The organism is Nostoc sp. FACHB-892, assembly GCF_014698795.1.
Classification (GTDB): Bacteria; Cyanobacteriota; Cyanobacteriia; order Cyanobacteriales; family Nostocaceae; genus Nostoc.
In genome coordinates this window covers 14,903-34,715 of the sequence record NZ_JACJTR010000029.1, presented here as the reverse complement: position 1 = coordinate 34,715, position 19,813 = coordinate 14,903, and the positions used below count along the sequence as shown (strand labels likewise).

19 protein-coding genes and 1 pseudogene are annotated in these 19,813 nt (G+C 39.5%); 13 read left to right on the top strand and 7 right to left on the bottom strand.

The window, feature by feature from the left end:
- Positions 1-68: 68 nt before the first annotated feature.
- Both H6G96_RS27970 and H6G96_RS27965 read right to left on the bottom strand, forming a co-directional pair.
- Complete coding sequence (locus tag H6G96_RS27970) at positions 69-236, bottom strand: hypothetical protein (RefSeq protein WP_190915630.1); 168 nt, start codon at positions 234-236, stop codon at positions 69-71.
- Positions 237-495: 259 nt separating this feature from the next.
- Positions 496-2,493 (bottom strand): protein phosphatase 2C domain-containing protein, encoded by a 1,998-nt coding sequence (locus H6G96_RS27965; protein ID WP_190915627.1) that lies wholly within the window; start codon positions 2,491-2,493, stop codon positions 496-498.
- Positions 2,494-2,722: 229 nt separating this feature from the next.
- On the opposite strand from H6G96_RS27965, the gene H6G96_RS27960 reads away from it, so the two are divergent.
- From H6G96_RS27960 to H6G96_RS27950, 3 genes are all read left to right on the top strand, one after another.
- Positions 2,723-3,157 carry an NfeD family protein gene (locus H6G96_RS27960; RefSeq protein ID WP_190915625.1) on the top strand — a complete coding sequence of 145 codons (435 nt, stop codon included), beginning with the start codon at positions 2,723-2,725 and terminating at the stop codon, positions 3,155-3,157.
- A 132-nt stretch (positions 3,158-3,289) separates the two neighbouring features.
- Positions 3,290-4,297, top strand: a complete 1,008-nt coding sequence (locus tag H6G96_RS27955) for an SPFH domain-containing protein (RefSeq protein WP_190915622.1) — start codon at positions 3,290-3,292, stop codon at positions 4,295-4,297.
- Between the two features lie 60 nt (positions 4,298-4,357).
- A complete protein-coding gene (locus tag H6G96_RS27950) occupies positions 4,358-4,558 on the top strand; it encodes a hypothetical protein (protein WP_190915620.1) in 201 nt (66 codons plus the stop codon).
- Positions 4,559-4,647: 89 nt separating this feature from the next.
- On the opposite strand, the gene H6G96_RS27945 is transcribed toward H6G96_RS27950, so the two are convergent.
- Complete coding sequence (locus H6G96_RS27945; protein ID WP_190915617.1) at positions 4,648-5,052, bottom strand: Fur family transcriptional regulator; 405 nt, start codon at positions 5,050-5,052, stop codon at positions 4,648-4,650.
- A 144-nt stretch (positions 5,053-5,196) separates the two neighbouring features.
- Between H6G96_RS27945 and purS the strand changes: the two genes are divergently transcribed.
- From purS to H6G96_RS27895, 10 genes and pseudogenes are all read left to right on the top strand, one after another.
- Entirely contained in the window at positions 5,197-5,475 is a 279-nt protein-coding gene (gene purS / locus H6G96_RS27940) for a phosphoribosylformylglycinamidine synthase subunit PurS (RefSeq protein WP_190915614.1), read from the top strand.
- Between the two features lie 126 nt (positions 5,476-5,601).
- Positions 5,602-6,276 (top strand): phosphoribosylformylglycinamidine synthase subunit PurQ, encoded by a 675-nt coding sequence (purQ, locus tag H6G96_RS27935; protein WP_190915612.1) that lies wholly within the window; start codon positions 5,602-5,604, stop codon positions 6,274-6,276.
- A gap of 383 nt (positions 6,277-6,659) precedes the next feature.
- Positions 6,660-6,830 (top strand): hypothetical protein, encoded by a 171-nt coding sequence (locus H6G96_RS27930; RefSeq protein ID WP_190915610.1) that lies wholly within the window; start codon positions 6,660-6,662, stop codon positions 6,828-6,830.
- Between the two features lie 232 nt (positions 6,831-7,062).
- Complete coding sequence (infC, locus tag H6G96_RS27925; protein ID WP_190732259.1) at positions 7,063-7,596, top strand: translation initiation factor IF-3; 534 nt, start codon at positions 7,063-7,065, stop codon at positions 7,594-7,596.
- A gap of 325 nt (positions 7,597-7,921) precedes the next feature.
- Positions 7,922-10,927 carry an MFS transporter gene (locus H6G96_RS27920; protein WP_190915607.1) on the top strand — a complete coding sequence of 1,002 codons (3,006 nt, stop codon included), beginning with the start codon at positions 7,922-7,924 and terminating at the stop codon, positions 10,925-10,927.
- 714 nt (positions 10,928-11,641) lie between these two features.
- Positions 11,642-13,048: a hypothetical protein gene (locus tag H6G96_RS27915; protein ID WP_242063416.1), complete on the top strand. Its 1,407-nt coding sequence runs from the start codon at positions 11,642-11,644 to the stop codon at positions 13,046-13,048.
- A 39-nt stretch (positions 13,049-13,087) separates the two neighbouring features.
- On the top strand, positions 13,088-13,807 hold the full coding sequence (locus H6G96_RS27910; protein ID WP_242063415.1) for a hypothetical protein: 720 nt from the start codon (positions 13,088-13,090) through the stop codon (positions 13,805-13,807).
- Between the two features lie 349 nt (positions 13,808-14,156).
- Positions 14,157-14,384: pseudogene (locus tag H6G96_RS42930) on the top strand (SMP-30/gluconolactonase/LRE family protein); the annotation flags it as partial.
- Positions 14,385-14,464: 80 nt separating this feature from the next.
- Positions 14,465-15,019 (top strand): Uma2 family endonuclease, encoded by a 555-nt coding sequence (locus tag H6G96_RS27900; protein ID WP_190915604.1) that lies wholly within the window; start codon positions 14,465-14,467, stop codon positions 15,017-15,019.
- A gap of 107 nt (positions 15,020-15,126) precedes the next feature.
- Positions 15,127-15,708 carry a YdcF family protein gene (locus H6G96_RS27895; protein ID WP_190915601.1) on the top strand — a complete coding sequence of 194 codons (582 nt, stop codon included), beginning with the start codon at positions 15,127-15,129 and terminating at the stop codon, positions 15,706-15,708.
- Between the two features lie 35 nt (positions 15,709-15,743).
- Here H6G96_RS27895 and H6G96_RS27890 read toward each other — a convergent pair whose 3' ends face one another.
- Genes H6G96_RS27890 through H6G96_RS42925 form a run of 4 tightly spaced genes read right to left on the bottom strand, consistent with a single transcriptional unit; the run spans position 15,744 to position 19,811 of the window.
- A complete protein-coding gene (locus H6G96_RS27890) occupies positions 15,744-16,529 on the bottom strand; it encodes a class I SAM-dependent methyltransferase (protein ID WP_199339772.1) in 786 nt (261 codons plus the stop codon).
- 26 nt (positions 16,530-16,555) lie between these two features.
- Complete coding sequence (locus H6G96_RS27885; RefSeq protein WP_190915598.1) at positions 16,556-17,629, bottom strand: glycosyltransferase family 2 protein; 1,074 nt, start codon at positions 17,627-17,629, stop codon at positions 16,556-16,558.
- 3 nt (positions 17,630-17,632) lie between these two features.
- The gene (locus tag H6G96_RS27880; RefSeq protein WP_190915596.1) at positions 17,633-18,556 is read right to left on the bottom strand and encodes a class I SAM-dependent methyltransferase; all 924 of its coding nucleotides are present in this window, start codon (positions 18,554-18,556) and stop codon (positions 17,633-17,635) included.
- Between the two features lie 10 nt (positions 18,557-18,566).
- Positions 18,567-19,811, bottom strand: coding sequence for a glycosyltransferase family 4 protein (locus H6G96_RS42925; RefSeq protein WP_190915594.1), 1,245 nt, complete (start codon positions 19,809-19,811; stop codon positions 18,567-18,569).
- Positions 19,812-19,813: the final 2 nt, after the last annotated feature.

Below are 19,813 nucleotides of genomic sequence, written 5' to 3'. Positions count from 1 at the left end.
TCCTCATTTTAAAACAATTGAGGACAGGCTCAAGTCTAAACACGCCATACTCTACTAAAGCCTAAACATTACTTTTTTAAACGCAGAGGAACGCAGTGTTTTGCCAGGTAGCTTACTAGCTTCCATGTTGGTGCAAGATGTGATGTAGAGTTATGTGTGGTGCGATCGCCTTTGCCAAAGTCATGTAAAGTTATCTGTGGTGCGATCGCCACAACATAATCACCAGAGCATCCCATAAATAGCCTGCGTGCGTGATGCGCTTCTCTACAAGAGGGTACGCCAACGTGCAGCGCAAGCGCAATAGACAGGTTTTGTACCCCACGCGAAGCAAGTATCTTTGCTTAGTCTTCTTTAGAAGACTTTAGCTATTAGCCTCAGAATTCATTCTGAGGCGGTTGTTGAAACTGGTGCAAGATATTCAGTTTTACCAACATCACGACATTCATCATCAACATCGCGACATTTCGGTATAACCTATTCCCCAATCTCCACTCCCTATTTTCTAGGCGGACATAATTGCTGTATTCTTTGAGGAAGTTGCCGACACATTTGCTGGAATCCTTGAGGATTAAATTGCCACCAAGCTAATAATCCCAGACTTGTACCCCCCACAAGCAACGCTAACACTCCCCCTAGCATTGGCAAACGTTTATCCCGTTTAGGTTTTCTCTTTAAGCTTGGTGGAATTTCAAACCTCAGAATTGGTTCCTCTGAAAGATCCAAATCTAGATCCAAATCTAGCAAAGCTTCGGAACTTTCTGTAAAAGAAATTGGTTCTTCTAATTCTTCTAATTCTTTTAGTTCTTCTTGTTCTTTTTGTTCTTTTTGTATCTCTGCTTCTATAATCTCTTCAGGCAACGTCGGAGTCACAGGTACTAAATATTCTGGCGAGACACGGCAATAAGTGAGAACAACCGACGTATTATCACGCCCATTTTTTTCGTTTGCCAAGTCAATCCAGTTGCGAACAGCATCTTCAACTGTTAGTTTTCCTGCTAACACAGGTATTGCATAATCCTGCCAAGATTGTTCCACCCAGTTATTATCACTTAAACCATCAGAACACAGTAGCAATATCCCATCTTCTTCTATAATGAATCGCTGAACCTTGAGACGCAAAGATTCTGAATTCCTTGTCCCCAACGCTTGAGTTAAGGCACTAGCATCTGATCTCAAGAGTGCCTTTCGATACAAGCTTTTAGCAAAACGTACTTCCCGCGTTGCCACATCATCATCTACTGTCAGTAGTTGACAATAATTGCGAGTAATCCAATAAGCACGGCTATCACCAACATTAGCCAAGTAAAGTTCATGGGTATTATTTGATTGCCATCCAGTACTTGTCTGCACTCGTTGTGGAACTTGCAACGCCATGACAATAGTTGTAGCCATGCGTTCTCTGCCTTGGCGTTTTTGCTCATTATTGCGCGCAGAAATCAGATTGTTTACCACCCGCAAGCTTGCTTCTAATTGTTCCTGCAACAATTCTGGTGGTACAAGTACAGCTTGTTCTGTAACCTCCCTTAGTAAAACGCGCATTTGCAACTTTACAGACTGCACTGCCAACTTACTGGCAACCTCGCCACCTTCATGTCCGCCAATGCCATCGCAAACAATCGATAAGTGATGCGATAAAGGTTCATCTAAGTCACTCAAAGCATTAGGGTAGCAAGCATCTTCATTTTGCGCCATAATTGGGCCAATATCTGTAGAGCCTGCCACCTTCAAAACTAATGGCAATTCTGCCGCAGATGCTAGTAGTAAATTATTGAGTTGAGTAGCAATATCATCCAACTCAACCTCAGTTTCACACATCTGCTGGACTATGTTTTGTAACCCTTTGGCTACTGATGGCTTTGCAGACGCTACCCAAAACTGCCAACACTCTCCCAGATTTTGTAAACTCAGCTTCTTATCTGTTGGTGTTTGGTAGAGTTCCAACAGTCGCACACACCAACCTTGGACTCTCAAATTGTCTGGTACTAGTAAACTATGGCTAAGTCCCAATTCTGATAAAGGTTTCCAAAGTTGGAGAATTTGCCACAGCCAATAAACTTGTCGTACCGCCGTTGCTTGCTCCCATGCTTCAACAATAGTTGGATAGATATTTCCTGTCTCATCTATCGGCACATTTTCTAATAAGAGGATATCAGTTGTATCTCCCTCAAGGTTACTAACAAACCCATAAGCCTGCGGCAAACGTAACCGCTCTTGATATAATTGTAGATAAGGAATTACTTCCGTTGGCAATTCTTCAGGTGCATCTGGCGACAGTCCCGGTTGAGTATCCAGCCAAATCTGGGAACTAATAACCTCATACCTATGTGCTACCTTTGTGCCTGGTGGGATTTTGGCAGACGATGAACCAGTAGCCCAAAGATAGCGGTGAACTAAAGGAGTTTGACAAGTAGCACAAACACTGTCTCCCATAGGATTAATGGGACTATTACAGCTTGGATTTATACAATAAATTATCAGTTGAGTAGAAATCATAAAGGTATAAATTAAGAAAACAATTAACTCATTAACTTCGATTACATTTAGCTGGCAATGACTTGAAGGCTAGAATAGACTGGATTTGCGTACTGCTAGCTACACCTTGTTACTGAAATTAATCAAAATTATTGGTAAAAAGACCAAGTTTTCTTTCTGTAAATGACTTACGTCTGGCTGTATCTAATCGTAGAAATGCATTTACGTCAATGTATCTAGGAATGGCGCTATGCCAAGTTTTACCTTAATCTGGCTTCTGGCAGGAGCAGTTCTTTGTTTGATGGAACTGTTTTTACCATCGGCGTTTGTCGCCTTCATGATGGGAATTAGCGCTTTTGTGGTGGCTCTGCTGTCTGGAGTGGGTTTGGGAAATGTATGGTTGCAAGTTGTGGTTTGGCTATTACTTTCCACATTATTAATTGTGCTTTCCCGTCGGTTTTTGCAACCACAACGACGCAAATCGAAAATTCAGGATGCAGTCATAGCTGAAACCTTAACAGAAATTCCGCCTGGGAAAACAGGGCGGGTGCTGTATGAAGGAAATTCCTGGCAAGCACGATGTGACGATGACAAATATACGGTAGCACCTCATCAAAGAGTTTATGTGGTTAGGAGAGAGGGTACTACCTTAATTGTGATACCAGAAAATCTGTTGAATTCTTAGTTAATGAGAATAGGGCATTGGGCATTGGGCATTGAGAAGAAATTAATCTCTACTTCCTCATCTCTCACACTCCTAACTCCTAACTCCTAACTCCCCACTCCCTCTTTCATATTTAAAATCAGGAGATTCACAATGGAACAGTTATTTTTACTAGTATTTTTAGCCCTTGGTGGTTCTGCTGTAGCGGGGTCTGTAAAAGTCATCAATCAGGGCAATGAAGCTTTGGTAGAAAGATTGGGTAGCTATAACAAAAAGCTGGAACCAGGACTGAACTTTTTAATTCCTTTTTTGGATAAAATCGTTTATAGAGAAACCATTCGGGAAAAAGTTTTAGATATTCCTCCCCAAAAATGCATCACCCGCGACAACGTTGGTATTGAGGTGGATGCAGTATTTTATTGGCGGATTGTGGATATGGAAAAAGCCTGGTATAAGGTAGAAAATCTCCAGTCGGCAATGGTGAACATGGTGCTGACTCAAATTCGCTCCGAAATGGGGCAATTGGAGTTGGATCAAACCTTTACTGCTCGTTCCCAAATCAATGAACTTCTATTAAGGGATTTGGACATTGCTACAGATCCTTGGGGTGTGAAAGTAACGCGGGTAGAACTGCGGGATATTATTCCATCTCAGGCGGTGCGAGAATCGATGGAATTGCAAATGTCGGCAGAACGACGCAAACGGGCAGCAATTTTAAATTCTGAGGGTGAGCGCGAAGCTGCTGTTAATAGTGCTAGAGGTAAAGCGGAGGCGCAAATATTGGATGCCGAAGCCCGTCAGAAATCGACAATTCTGCAAGCGGAAGCTGAACAAAAGGCGATCGTTCTGAAAGCTCAAGCGGAACGTCAGCAGCAGGTTTTAAAAGCGCAGGCGATCGCAGAATCAGCAGAAGTTATTGCCCACAAAATTCAAACTAACCCCAATGCTAATAAAGCGGTGGAAGTTCTGTTTGCCTTGGGCTATCTGGATATGGGCGCGACAATTGGTAGAAGCGATAGCAGTAAGGTTTTATTTATAGATCCGCGCACTATCCCTGCTGCTTTCGAGGGTATGCGTTCCGTTATCTCAAATGGTCAGGTTGACTCAAATGATTTGTTTTCTAAGCAAATACCAGGATTAGAAAATAAGCGCCCTAGTTAGAAGTGGGATGAGGGAGATAAGGGGGATGAGGGAGAAGCAATACCCCATGCCCCATGACTAATGATAATTAACCCAGAACAGGTTATCAGCGCTATTACTGCGATCGCTAATCCTTTAATTAAGGAAAAAATTCGGCACAATGAGACTGTAATTAAGTTACTTCAGCAGTTTAAACTTGACCCAGAGCATCCACCAGCAGATTTTAGTGGGGTTTATGCTTATGCACTGGTGGAGTACGGCGTTGGGAAACCCAACCCTTAAACACGCCTACGCACTACTTATCTCATTCTTCTCGTGATCAATTGAGTCTGTGGAAAAATGAAATATAACATCACATAGAATTGGTATGATTATTGACTAATTTCACTAGCTTGATTTACCTGGCATTCGCTGCACAACCCAAAAAACTCTAGGGTGTGGTAAAAAACTTTAAACTTATGGCTGGATTCTAACTGGTCTTCTAAGTCATGAACTGGGCATTGATTAATCGGAATTGATACACCGCACTGCAAGCAAGTAAGATGGTGTTTGTCTTGCTGCGCTAGACTGTAGAGGGCTTCACCATTAGCCAAATTCCGCACTTGTACCATGCCTTCGAGTTTTAAGGCTTCAAGGGAACGGTAAACTGTTGCTAAACCCATACTCTGATTTGTGTTACGTAGTTCTACGTAAATATCTTGAGCGGAAATGCCTTTTTTGATGGTTTTCAGTAGGTTGAAAATACGCTCTTGACTGCGGGTGCGTATGGCTCTCATAGATAATTATTTTAATATGCCACTGTAGTTGAAGCTGTTAGATGGGCTAATTGATCAATTAACTTTAACGGCTTCGTAATCTTATTTTCACTCAGTTGGAACAGAAAGTTATAGTATAGCGATCGCAGCATTCAGCAAAAGCCCGTGCAAACCAAGTATCTAGCCAAAATTTTCGTGACGCTTCGTCCTTCAGTGTTAGACCCTGCTGGCGTGGCTGTACAATCCGGTCTTAAGCAAATGGGATACGAGAACGTTGACCAGGTGCGGATTGGCAAGTACATTGAACTCACCATTACCTCGTCTGATGAGAAGAAAGCGCGTCAAGACCTTGATCACATTTGTGACCAAATGCTATCAAATCCCGTAATTGAAAATTACCGCTTTGATTTAATTGAGGTCGAAACCCAAACGGGAATCTTTTAAGGATTGGGGATTGGGGATTTGGGATTGGGGATTGGTTATTAATTCATCTCCCTCATCTCCCTCATCCTCCCCTGCCTCCCCTGCTCCCTCTGCCTCCCACCCACTCCCCACTCCTATTGACTAATCATGAAATTCGGTGTTGTTGTTTTTCCAGGTTCTAATTGCGATCGCGATGTTGCTTATGTAACCAGAGACTTGCTGGGGCAACCGACTCGCATGGTTTGGCATCAAGAAACGGACATTGCTGATTTGGATGTCGTGATCATTCCTGGTGGCTTTAGCTACGGGGATTATCTGCGCTGCGGTGCGATCGCGCGTTTTTCACCTGTGATGCAGCAGGTTGTTGAACACGCCCAAAAAGGTAAGTTTGTGATCGGTATTTGCAATGGTTTTCAGGTATTAACAGAAGCTGGACTTTTGCCAGGGGTGTTGACTAGAAATCGGGATTTGCATTTTATTTGCGATCGCGTCCCTTTGAAAGTTGAGCGTACCGATCTCTCATGGACGCAAGCTTATAACACTGGTGAAATTATCACCTTGCCCATTGCCCACGGAGAGGGGCAATTCTACGCTGATAAAGCCACTCTTGCAGAAATTGAAGATAACGGGCAAGTTGTGTTTCGTTATGAAGGAGAGAATCTCAATGGTTCACTGAACAACATTGCCGGGATTTGCGATCGCCAGGGCAATGTGTTGGGGATGATGCCGCACCCAGAAAGAGCGTCTGACGTGATGCTGGGGAATAGCGATGGCTTGAGGCTGTTTCAGGGCTTGCTAGAGAAGGTAGCGGCATTAGCTTAGAGCAAATATCGGGCTACTAGGTTGGGCATTTTGCGATCGCTGTCTGAAAGATAGATGAAGGTTATTCTACAGATTGCGATCGCTCCATCACATTAAGCCAACATATAGCGGTTCTCTTTGAGTTCAGTACAGTTTTGACCTCACTTCCATTCCCTCTCTTCTCTACGAGAGGCTTCTCTTTCAGAGACGCGAACGCGAACGCCAACAAGACGCTACGCGAATGCAGGCAAGGGATTGGGGGTTAGGTCTGTATTAGACTCAACTGCAAACTAAAGATTTTTCTTAATTCCGATTTATTGCTGGGATTCAATCATTTAATTAGTGTAATGAATCAATTTAAACCCTCTTATGCTTTTGGATAGTTTATAGCGGTTCCCATTTAAATGCGTACAAGCATAGTTTACCGCCGTAGGCATCGCTCTCAACCAACCTTTAGACCGAATTTCTACAGAAATACTATTTCGTGTGATTTTGGTATTCTGGAGATATGGTGTTGCTCAGTGCGATCGCTTACGGTGGGCGGTTACGCCATCGCAAAAAGTATTGCTAAATAATTGTAATAATATTTAACATGAGTCTAGGTTGTGTAATTTAGATTAACTATTGCAAAGAAATTCTCTCAGACTTAGTAGAATGACAAATACAAGGACGCAACTATTTTATGGATTAGTTACTCTAGAACTGTAGACTATGTTTTCAGTCCTGAGTTATTTCCGTATTTTTGCCTCTGAGGCATACCAATCAAGACCACACCAAATCCTTCATTAAGAGCTCCTACAAATCATAATGCCTGTGATTGAGAAGAAAAGAACTCGCGATCTGCCCCAAATTAACGAACGAATTCGCTTCCCGAAAATTCGGGTAATTGATACTGATGGTGCCCAACTGGGAATTATGCTCCCACAGGAAGCACTACAACTAGCAGAAGAAAAAGAGTTAGATTTGGTGCTAATTAGTGACAAAGCTGACCCGCCAGTTTGTCGGATTATGGACTACGGGAAATACAAGTTTGAGCAGGAGAAAAAGGCGCGGGAAGCCCGGAAAAAGCAGCACACGGCTGATGTCAAAGAAGTTAAGATGCGCTACAAAATAGAAGAACACGACTACAACGTGCGTGTTAAGCAAGCAGAGCGCTTTTTGAAAGATGGTGATAAAGTCAAAGCGACTGTAATGTTCCGGGGTCGAGAAATTCAACATAGCGACCTAGCAGAAGATTTGCTTAAGCGAATGGCAACGGATTTGGAGCCATTTGGTGAGCTTCAACAAGCGCCTAAAAAAGAAGGGCGAAACATGATGATGCTTATCTCGCCCAAAAAATAATCCTCTAACTTTATTAATAGACCAAGTTTGAAAATCCCCTGGCTAGGAGTCAGGGGTTTTTTGATGTTTAAATTTATCTAAAATCGATAGTCTTGAAGGCTGAGTGGGAAACATAATACTCAGTTGCTCAGGACTTTTGCTATTTCCAGGAGATGGGAAACACGGAAGTATTTTCTTCCCCTGCCTCTCCGGGTCACTGAGCGTAGTCGTACCCCTTTGGGGAAGCAAGCGCTGTTCGCGTTCATAGAGAATGCTGCTCCCCCTGCCCTCCCACTCCCCTACCCCATTGCGCGGTGATGGTGATACTACCAGAAAATAAAACTGCATGGAACTGAAAAATCACTGGTTGGCTGCAAATAAAATTGCCTTACCACGACTACTACAGTGGGTGAATCTCCGACCAGAGGAGAGCGAACGAACTCAGATAATGTTTGTCTTTTACACAACTGTATCTGTAGGATTACGTTGGGCAGAAGACAGTACCGTGGCGCTGTTCTTGGATGAATACGGGACTCACATACTGCCGTGGATGTATATTGCCAGTGCTGTTATGAGTGCAGGATTGGTTTTTTTATACTCTTGGCTGCAAAAGATTTTTCCTTTACGCCGGGTGATTGTAGCGATCGCACCTTGCATGTTGATGCCATTAGTTTTATTAGTTGTATTACGTTGGGGATCGCAATTTTCCTACTTGGCAGTTATTTCGGTATTTCTGCTGCGGCTATGGGTAGATGCACTTTATGTGGTTAATGACCTTAATATCTCCATCGTCGCCAACCAACTCTTTAACATTCGAGAAATTAAGCGCACTTACCCACTGGTAAGTAGTGGTCTTTTGGTAGCAGATGTAATCAGTGGCTTTAGTTTACCTTGGTTAGTGCAATACGCCTCCCTGAATAAGATCATCCTCATCGCCTGTGTAGTGATTTTATTAGGATCAGGAATTCTCCTCTATTTAACTCATCACTATCGAGCAGCTTTTCCTGAAACTCCACAAAGACTAATTCCTGAAGAACAAGCTTCACGAGAGCGTTTCATTAAAAGTCCACTAAAGCGCTATGTCTGGCAACTGTTTGCCTTTGTAGGTTTGTTGCAAGTCATTGGATTGTTAATAGATTTTCAATATCTGCGCGAACTCAAATCCAATTTGAGTGACCGAGAACTCGCCAGTTTCTTAGGTCTTTTTGGTGGAATGTTGGGACTGTGTGAGTTGTTATTGCAGTGGTTTATTTCCAGCCGACTCATCGAACGGATGGGGGTATTTTTCACAGCCACACTTTTACCAATCACCGTCGGCTTTTCGCTACCAGGTGTGCTGGTATTTTTGCATTTAATTCCAGCCATACAATCGCAAAGCTTTTTCTGGGGTCTGATAATTGTTAAATTTTGCGATGAACTTCTGCGCTACACCTTTGTCATGAGTAGCGGCCCCATTCTGTACCAACCGATTCCAGAGGCAATTCGCAGCCGGATGCAGACTTTATCTGGCGGAACTGCCGAAGCGATCGCTACAGGTTTGACAGGAGCGCTCATTTTTGCAACTCTAATGTTTTGTGGGCACTTTGTACCTACACCAATGCAAAAGTGGGTGTTAGTAGCAGAAACAATGCTGATAACTGGCACCTGTTTAACAGTAGTTTGGGAATTGCGATCGCGTTATGTTGAACTGTTAGTCTTAAGTGTGGCACGGGGTCACTTGAGTGCTGCCAATGTGGGCTTACGATTCTTCAAGCAAGGTGTAGTCAAAGCTTTAGCAGAAAAAGGCAGCGAGGCTGATAAACGTTCTTGTATTGAACTTTTAGCTCAAATTGACTCCCTTGGAGCTGCGGAAGTTTTAGCACCTCTACTAATCAAGTTAACCCCAGATTTGCAGCGCCAAAGTTTGGAAGTAATGCTGATAGCAGGTGCAAATCCCGCTTACCTAGACGCCATCCGTCCTTTGTTAGAAGAACCCCAAGAAACTAACCCCGAAGTTTTCGCTCTAGCACTGCGCTACGTTTGGCTGGCTGAACCAAATCCTAATTTAAGCATCCTAGAAGAATACCTGAATCCCCGTCAAAACTCACTCATCCGTGCCACCGCCGCCGCCTTAGTCTTACGCCAGGGAACACCCATGCAAAAGGTAGCAGCTACTAAAACCATGCGCCGGATGCTGACTCATAAGCAAGAACGGGAACGGGTGAATGGAGTCAGAGCGCTCAGAGAAGCAGTTTATTTGCAGGCATTGCGGATTCACATCCCAAATTTGTTACAAGATGAGTCGTTACGAGTGCGCTGTGCCGTATTAGAAATGATTGCAGCAACTCATTTAGAAGAGTATTACTCGGCACTGATAGCAGCACTTTACTACAAATCAACCCGCGCTACAGCTATGTCAGCCCTAATGCGACTCGAAAATGAAGCTATAGAAATGCTGTTGCGGTTGGCTACCAATATTTATAAACCAGAAGTAGTGCGGATGTATGCTTGGCGTACCATTGCTCAAATTGGTACGCAAGAGGCATTAGAGATTTTATGGGAAAACCTAGAAACATCTTGGGGGACTACGAGAGATCATATTCTTCGCAGCTTACTAAAAATACATAAACAACCAGGAATTACAGGTTTAGTGGATCGATTTTATAAAAGTCGGGTAGAAAATTTAATAGAACAGGAATTAAAATTTTTAGGCGAGATTTATGCCGCATACATTGACTTCCAAACACTAGACAAAAAAGAAAATCATCAATCTAGTGAAAGGATTTCGATTGTCTCTGAGTTATTGCAACGTGCCCTTTTAGAATTGGAATTAGATGTCAAAGAGCGGCTGCTACTGCTATTGAGACTGCTTTACTCACCAGAAAAGATGCAAGCAGCAGCATTTAATCTGCGATCGCTCTCGGTGGTAAACTTAGCACGGGGATTGGAAATCCTAGAGCATACCGTAACTTTGTCTTCAAAGTCTTTATTGCTGAATATTTTAGATAACCGACCGCAGCCAGAAAAATTGCAACATTTGGTAGAAGCCAAGATCGTAGAATATGAAAATATGATAGTTAGCGATCGCCTGCACAGATTGTTGACGTTAGGTAACTTCCTTTCTGACTGGTGTCTAGCTTGCTGCTTCCATTTTGCTCAAGTGACTCGCATCCGGTTGACAAGCTCCGAGATTTTAATAAGTTTGCGTCATCCAACAGGCTTTGTTAGAGAAGCTGCGATCGCATACTTAAATATGGTTTCACATCGCGTCCTCCTGCAAATCTTACCTCAGTTACGAAAAGATCCACATCCTTTAGTGGCCGCTCAAGTTAAGGAGTTGCTCGAAAAACACCAAATCAATCACTACGAATAAACCTAATACTAATTTACTATGAAGCTGCATAGAAAAGAGCTTCTAAAATAAAGTTATAAAATGAGATCGATATTACCTGATCAGATGTAAGTCGCTCAAACAATTGTTGTATAGGACTCATATTTGATTTTTGAAAAAAACTCAGTACACCTTTATTCCTTCTTCCCAGTCCCCAGTTCCCAATAAAGAGTCCCTTACCTCTACGAGTGATTCAGAAATCAAATCGGATTGCTATATGCGATCACTTAAATCTTGTATACAAGAGAAAAGTTCGTTTTTGAGTGAGAGATTTTTTGAGAAATTGCTGTCATCCTTTCGATGAGATTAAGTGCAGGGGAATAATATTGTCTGAAAATTGGTATTAGTCGTTGGATGACAACAAAAGAAAAACCAGGGTGAGGTTTCTCAGAATCTGCGCGATAAATCTTAAATGGCCTTATCAAAGACTTATGTATTTTTCTTTCTTCGTATGAAACTACCCTGCCTATTCTTAAAAAGGGGGAAGAGACAAATGTGTAGCTTTTGCCGAGTTTCTCCGGATTTAGTAAGTAATCAGACGGATATGATATAAGCGCTAACTTAATATCCTGCCCTTTGCCCCTCTACTAGACTTAATTGCCGACATTTACGTAAATATACTATTTCAAATTAGTATATTTTGCGTATAAATTACTGTTGTATTTTCGTAAATAGTTTTACAGAAGGAAGATTTTGATGGATAAAATACATAAAATTCTCAAAGATAGTAATACTTGTAGCGGTTCCCATTCAGATGCAGTACAAGATTATATTGCAAGGTGTAGGGGCACGGCAGTGCCGTGCCCTTACGGGTGTACCTCACGTAAACGAAAACCGCTATATCGATTTATTAGTATTAACTATGCTTCCTGGAACTTAAGAGCAATCTGGATAGCTTTTCTTCTACTGTTAACAGCTACTTCTAGCAACTCAGCAGTTGCTGCAAATAATATTGTTTCAAAAAATAAAGAACTTCAGTTAAGTGAATCTCAAAACCTGAAAGTATCTTCTATAGTATCTAAACTTAATTCACAGCAAAATATCAGCTTGCAGCAAAGGCTTCCAGCGTTTCAAAAAAGGAATACTGTTGCTCAATTAGAGACTGGAAAGATTCGTGATCGTTTTACTACTAACGTTAAGTCTGTAACATTTCGTAATTCTTTCCCTGTAAATAGTTTTTTGCTTAAATCTCAAGAAAACTTAAAAGCCAATGGTAATTTAGAAAAACAGTTATTTGCTTCTAAAATTATTAGTGCTGATTTGCATTTAAAAGAGCAGACTAATGGATTGAAGCAAAAACAACCTCAACTTTTTGTACAAACAGACTCTTCAGAAATTTTAGGTGATACTTTTGGCGAGACTAATAAATTACGCCAAGAACTTTTGATTGATCCCATCGTGAGGTTAGGTAAATCACCAAAAGCTGCCCCTGGTTCAACTGCGGGTACTCCTTCTGCCTATGGTGCAAGTTTTGGTCAAGCCTATATTGGTGGTGGTTTACTTTTCCCTTTAGATGAGGATAGAGATAGGGTAGATGGATCTTTATCTGTTGGTTTTGGTTTAGGAGATGCGGCTAAATCTGTAGGGTTGGAAGTTAATGCCAATATTACTAGCGTAGGCGGTGGTGACAGTTTTGATTTTGGTGATAGTGGCGGTGTAGGTTTTAAGCTACACAGATATTTAGGTGATGGTACAGCTGTAGCTGTGGGTTGGTCAAATCCTATTAAATGGGGAGATGTTACGAGTGCTAAAGATACTATCTATGGAGTAGTTACTAAGTCATTTGCCCTGCAACCAGATAATGCTAATAACAAGTTACCCTTGACTTTTTCGGTAGGTCTTGGTAGTGGTGTTTTTCGTTCTAAAGGTGCAATAGAAGCAGATGATAATTCTGTTAATGTTTTTGGTAGTTTAGGTTTGAGAGTGATACCTCAAGTATCCTTAGTAAGTAGTTGGACAGGAAACCGTCTCAATATGGGCGCGTCTTTTGCTCCTTTCGATAACACCCCGATAGTGATCAATACTATTTTCACAGATGTTACTAGTAATTTTGACACTGGTTTAGGTTTTGCATTGAGTGCAGGATACAGTTTTCGCTTCTAACTGCTGAGATATATTGAAATTTAATCAACAAGAAAAACAATGAAAAAACAATCATTTTTCCTCACTTTTGCTATAGCATTCACTTTTTTTACTTATCTAGTGAGTGCGCCGATGAGAGTAAATGCTGGTACTGGTGGCATCACAGGCGGTAGTGAAGATTCTTCTTCCTCATCTGGAGATAACTTTAACCCAGAAAATACACAAGCACCTGTTGAACCTGCACCTGGGGTGAATGTGGAATTTAGTGGGAATAGTGGTCTTAGCGTATCAACAGAAGTTCAAAATGGTGTGAATGCAGCTGTTGCTAATATACTCAGTCAAACTCCGGCTGCAAATAGCCCAGCTGCAATCATTATAGCTATCTTAACGGGTGGGTCAAATGCAGAAGCTGCTGCTAATCAGCTACAGGCTTATATAGGGGGTTTAGGAGTTTCATCATCATCTGTAGCATCATTGATAAATGCTTTATTGGGACTAAGTGGAAACAAATCGGCATCTACACTAGGTATTCCTGTAGGAATATTACAACCAGTGCAGCTAGTTGCTAGTACTAAAGGATTAACGGCAGATTTAGTGATAACTCAGAAGGGAGCAATACCAAATGTAGATATCAATCAGCTTAATAATGCTATTACTGCTTACAACAATATTGTAATGGAAAGCAGTCCTCAAGTTCTCCAAAAACTTGCAAAAGATCCACAATTTTTAGAAGTTGGTAAATTCCTTAAGCAACTAAGGGCTGCTCTGAGTAAAAGTTAAAACTTAGATGTAGTAAAACTAAAGTTATTAGTGGTGTAATTTATAATCCTCTGGTTGAATTCAGAGGATTTTTATTTAAAAATATGCATATTGACTATCAAATCAATAATGTTTTATCTGCTCGTGCGCGTCTAGTATAGGACTACTGTACAAATGCATTGTGATGTGAATTAACGAGCTTGAGGAAGTTTTCAAGCTTTTCTTAATTATCCTGCGATGCCTACGGCGGTAAACTACGTAAATAGACCATGCTGTAGGGGCACAGCATTGCTGTGCCCTTACGAAAGATATGGTTTTAACTCGATATTTTGTATTTTTTGTCAATGCGTAAGTTCTAGGTAAGTGCGATCGCCAAGGGCGTTTTTGGTTTGGTTCAATGTCTCCGGGTAAAACGCAGGGTAGCCTTTACCGCTATGATCCTGACGGTTCTTTGCAGTTGATGGAAACGGGATTGATGATTTCTAATGGATTGGGCTAGAGTCCTAATCAAAAGACTTTTTACTTAACAGATTCCCCAATGCAGAAAATTTATGCTTACAACTTTGATGCGGTGACGGGTAAAATTAGCGATCGCTGATAAATTATTTTTGGTGTTTCTTAAGTGCCTACGAAGGATAAAATATTAGCAGACTGGAGATTTTTCGTTTCATCATAGCGATGACAACAGCAACCTCTTTGACTCTCGAAGAATTTCTCAAACTGCCGGAAACTAAGCCAGCCAGTGAATTTATAAATGGTTGTGTTTCCCAAAAACCTATGCCTCAAGGTAAGCATTCGCGCTTGCAACTGAAGTTTTGTGATGTAGTCAATAATGTTGCAGAAACAGCGAAAATTGCCCTAGCCTTCCCAGAATTGCGTTGCACTTTTGCTGGACGTTCGATTGTTCCAGACGCTAGCGTGTTTCTTTGGCAGCGAATTCCTTTTGATGCAGATGGTGAAGTACCCAATGCCTTTAAAATTTATCCTGATTGGACAGTAGAAATTCTTTCACCCGACCAGAAAGCTACTAAAGTTATTAGTAATATTTTGCACTGTCTCAAACATGGTACTAAGTTGGGATGGTTAATTGACCCTGAAGACCGAATAATTTTGGTATTTATTCCTGGACGAGAACCTGTGGAGTTGACAGGTAACGATACTCTTCCAATTCCTGAATTTTTAACGCTGGATTTGACCGTCGAGCAGGTTTTTGGCTGGTTGAAAGTAGGCTGATTTTTATTTTCGCTTGGGTTTTTAAATTAAAAGTTGTTTGAGGTGCAATTGATTACTCTCGGGTTAAAGCTAGAGGATTGTTGTTTTCAAAATCACAATTATATGAAATGAAACGCAAGCTGAAATTGGTAAGGTGGGTTTTAACGATCGCACTTTTATTAACTAGCATTATACCTGCCAGGATTGCGATCGCTTTTCATCAAACCCCAGTACCACAGGCTATTTTTGTGTTGGGGGGTGCTTCTGAGCGGATGAGGTTTGCGGCGCAGTTTTGGCAATCTCGTCAGAATTTAGATATTTGGGTTTCTGATTTTGCTTGGAATTTAGAGGTTAATCGCCGGATATTTTTACAATATGGTGTTCCTGATGCAAAGTTGCATTTGGATGGTAAAGCAACGGATACGGTGACGAATTTCACGACTTTGGCGGGAGATTTTGCTAATCAGAGGTTGCAGCATATTTATTTGATTACGTCGGATTATCACATGAGACGGGCAAGTGCGATCGCAACTATTGTTTTGGGTAGCCAGGGGATTGTGGTTACACCTGTGGCTGTAGCTTCGCAAAATCAGCCATCAGAATCATTGGTGCGAGTATTGCGAGATTATGGGCGATCGTTTTTGTGGATTTTCACTAACAGGACTGGAGCTAGTTTTAATCCTAAATTCAAACCCCGTCCTGATTTTTAATTACTCTAGCAATTTTTAGAAACTATCTTAATCAATTACTTTTTAAGAGGATCTGATATTTGAATAAGTACCTGCCATGCCTGATTACGGAAAAATGGCAATTTGAAAAGAAATTGATCTAAAGATTCTAGTATACTTAATACTAGTTTAAAGCCGGGAAAGTCCACAATTAAAATAGCCAACAATGAACTTAAATAAAAATACTTTATTTTTACATTTTTAAAATATTGTTTTATTAATTTTAAATCGCTTTCTATAAGAGGGTGTTCATCTTCAGAGCGAATTGATGGTGTTAAGGTGCGAAATAAGTTGATAAATATATTATGACCAAGCGGTTCAATAAAAATAGCCTTGCCCTCTGGTTGGAGAACATTGGCTATTGATTTAATTGCTTTTTCCAAGTCGAGGTGATGCAGAATTCCAGATCCACAAATTAAGTCTACTGAGGAATAATCGAACGTTAATTCTTCTGCATTCATGACTTCAAATGAAAGATTTTCTCCTACTTTTTCATTTATTATTTGAATTTTAGCTACTTCAATTGCCACCGGAGATATGTCAATACCTATAACTTTATTGGCATGGCTTTTAGCCAGAAAAAAGGCATAACTACCAGTTCCACATCCGTACTCAATAATTGTTAGACCTTTACATTTATCTATTAATAATTGCTCATACTCTTTTTTTATAGACTGAGCTACCCTATAAAATCTACCAACTTTGTTGCTTCGTTTAGAATCATCAGCAAATCTCTGATCGTGAAATTTTTTCTCACGAGCAATTCTGGATATATCTGTTTCTGTTTGGGATTCTAACATCATCTATCTCCACTTATAATTTAAACTTATTACCAAGCGTTTACCTGGAAAATCTTATGCCTTAGTAACTGATATGCATAGCCAGAAAAGTGGGCAATTGGCATTGTTAATAAGGTAACTCCACAGAAAAACCACAGGCTTAGACAAGAAGGAAGTTCATCTTCTTTACCACGCCAAAATTCTGTATTAAAGTTGTTACGGAATTTTAAAGTTGTGAGTAAGCTTTCTATGAATGGAAAAAGCAAGCCACTCAGAATCAATGCTTCTGTATGTAGAGATAACTGAGGAACGATGAAATCAAGCAACAATAACAACAGCGTTGCTGATATAAATAAAAATGGTAGCTTTCCTCTCAGTTGTAGGTTATTTGTGTGTTTAATAGTAGTTAAATAACGTCCTCTGCCGTATTTAAAGTATTGAATACAAATAGATTTCCAGGTTTTTCTAGGATAGTACCATACTCGGATATCTGAACTAATATAGATAGCTTGTGGATTCTTACTTAGTAGTTTCTGATTTAATTCAGCATCCTGGTTAGTAATTTGCGAGATATCAAACCCAGAAGCATCGCGTAATTCTTTTGTCCAAAAGCAGCCTAAATAAACTGTATCAGCATAGCCATTATAGTTAGGATTTCTGTATTTAGCTCCACCACTACCCAAAAAGCTTTTAGATGCCAGTGCAACCCCTGCTTGAAAAGGTGTTTTAGCTACAAATCGTTGTGCGCCACCGACGTTAATGGCTTTAGACTCTAATAATACTTCTACACATCGTTCTATATAGTCTGGTGCGTAATCAGAGTGAGCATCAGCTCTCAGGAAAATATCACCTGTACATTCTTGCAAACTTAAATTTAGTCCAGCAGATTGGATTTTTAACGGATTGTGTATTACTTTAACTCTGGAATCCTCTAAAGAAAGTTTTATTACAATATCCTGAGTAGCATCTGTACTCTCACCATCAGCAACCAATATCTCAACTAAATTGGGATAAAGAGTTGAAGAAAATCCTCTAATTAGTTTTTCTATATTAGCAGCCTCATTATAAGTAGGAATTACTAAGCTTACGGATGGAGAACTGTTTATACTGTATTTATTTAACATAATTCATAGTTGTTTATCTGTTTTCTTTTTTAATACAATTGTTGTGCCACGAATTGATAGCGCAGATATATTATATTGGGAAAAATCTTGACTAATTGATAATTTGTTTATTTTATCTAAATCTGATTCTGTTCCTTCTATAATTTTATCTTCTAAAACTTCAAATCCAATATCTGAAAATATATTTAAATAGTCCTGGTGTCGTAATCGATTTTGATAATGTAATGAAGGATTAAATAGTAAATTCCAAATTTTATTATTAAATTGAAGGAAATTATACACAGAAATAGTACTATCAAAATAAGAATAATGATCCTGATAGTCAATTTTAAAACTCATAGCCCCATCATTTTTTAAAAGGCGATAGCATTCTTTTAAAATAGCAATAATATCATCTGGGGGAATATGTTCTAAAGTATTAGTTGAAACAATGTAATCTATAGTTTCTTGTTCCAAATTAGTTTTCCTAGCATCGAATGGTGCTCGATATTGTATTCCATAGAATTGCATTAACTCATCGATACATTCAAGCTGATTTTTAAAATACTTTTTTGGTATACGTTGAAGTTTTAAATAGCTACTTATGTGCTGAATTTCTTCTATAGCTTTATTAATTAACTCAATACGAATTAATTTACGTATATCTATCAAAACTTGATGATTAACTCCTAAGCTATAAAAGAGTAAAGGTTGTACTAAATCCCATCCAGCTCCAAATTCATAAAAAGTAGCTTGCTCAAGAGAGTCTGAAGTATATTTATAAAAATTTTCAATATGTTGCTCTGCAATCAATAATTTCTCTTTGATTTTTAATTCTTTAAGTGGCAAATTTTTAGTTATATTCTTTTGAAATAAATAGTTTATATCCTCTCCATAAGGAATTATCGAGAAGATATATTGTAGTCCAGCTTTGTATCTCCAATCCATAATACTCAACTTAATTTTTTGAATTTGCTTGTAAAGATTTATTGATTGATTCTATAAGAGATTTTGCATTAGTCTTATATTCATGATTTTCTTCTACTAACCTACGGCCTTCCTTACCTAACTGAAAACTCATCTCTGGATGGGATAAGAGATATTTCATTCTTTCTGCTAATTCCTCAAAACTACCTGGCTCAATCAAGTAACCATTTTCCTTATCTTTTACTACTTCTGATATACCAGATATTTTTGAAGCAATCACTGTTCTTCCTAGAGACATTGCTTCATATATAACTGTTGGTATACCATCCATATCTCCATTTTTGTCCATGATGCTAGGCATTACTAAAGCTATACAGTCAGTAAATATGTCCGGTAAGTTTTCATTTTTATATTTACCCTTCAAGCAAACAATATCCTGAAGCCCATTTATTTCTATTAACTGCATAAGATTCGCTTCTTCGGGACCAGAGCCATATATATCAACAGTAAAATATTCCCCTTTTTTATGTAGAATATTAGATGCTTTAATCAGGGTTGAAAAGCCTTTTTTTGTAACTAAGCGGCCTAAAGATACAAATCTTTTACTTTCTAAAACAGGAGAAAGCGGCTGAAAATCGTTAGTCCGAATAGAAGTATAATTAGTTATAACTTTTTCTTCACTTATAGACACCATCTTTAATATTTCATGTTTACCATACTCGTGTGCTGAAAAAATTTTAGTAGCTTGTTTTATTTTAATAACTTTGAGTAAATCAAAATTTTGTATACTTTTATCGTAAATATCAAAAGCATGTACTTTGAATGAAAAAGGGCATTTTAGTAGCTCACTTAGCATCAAAGCCACTGTAGCAGTTCCTTGACCAAAATCGGCATGAATCCAATCATAAGCTGGTGTTTTATCTGCTAAAATCGCATACCATCCAAGAGTGAATAGTAACGCTGCTAATTTCTTTTTAATAGCGAATGGGTTAGCTGATGCAACTAAAGTATAAATTAAAACTTTAAAAAGAGAAATAGGTGATTTTTTTAAGCATAATATCAGCCCTAAAAGCGCATTTATATAATTAGGATAAAAGACTTTATCTAGTAAAGATTGAGTAAAATGATGAATCTCAAAAACAGAAAATTCCCTGCAAGAGAGAATGGTTATATTAACTTCATTTGCTTGTATTCCCAACATTTCATTCTGCTCAAATACTAAACTTAATGCTGGAAACTTAGGAGAAATATAGAGAATATTTTTAAGGTTTACCACGA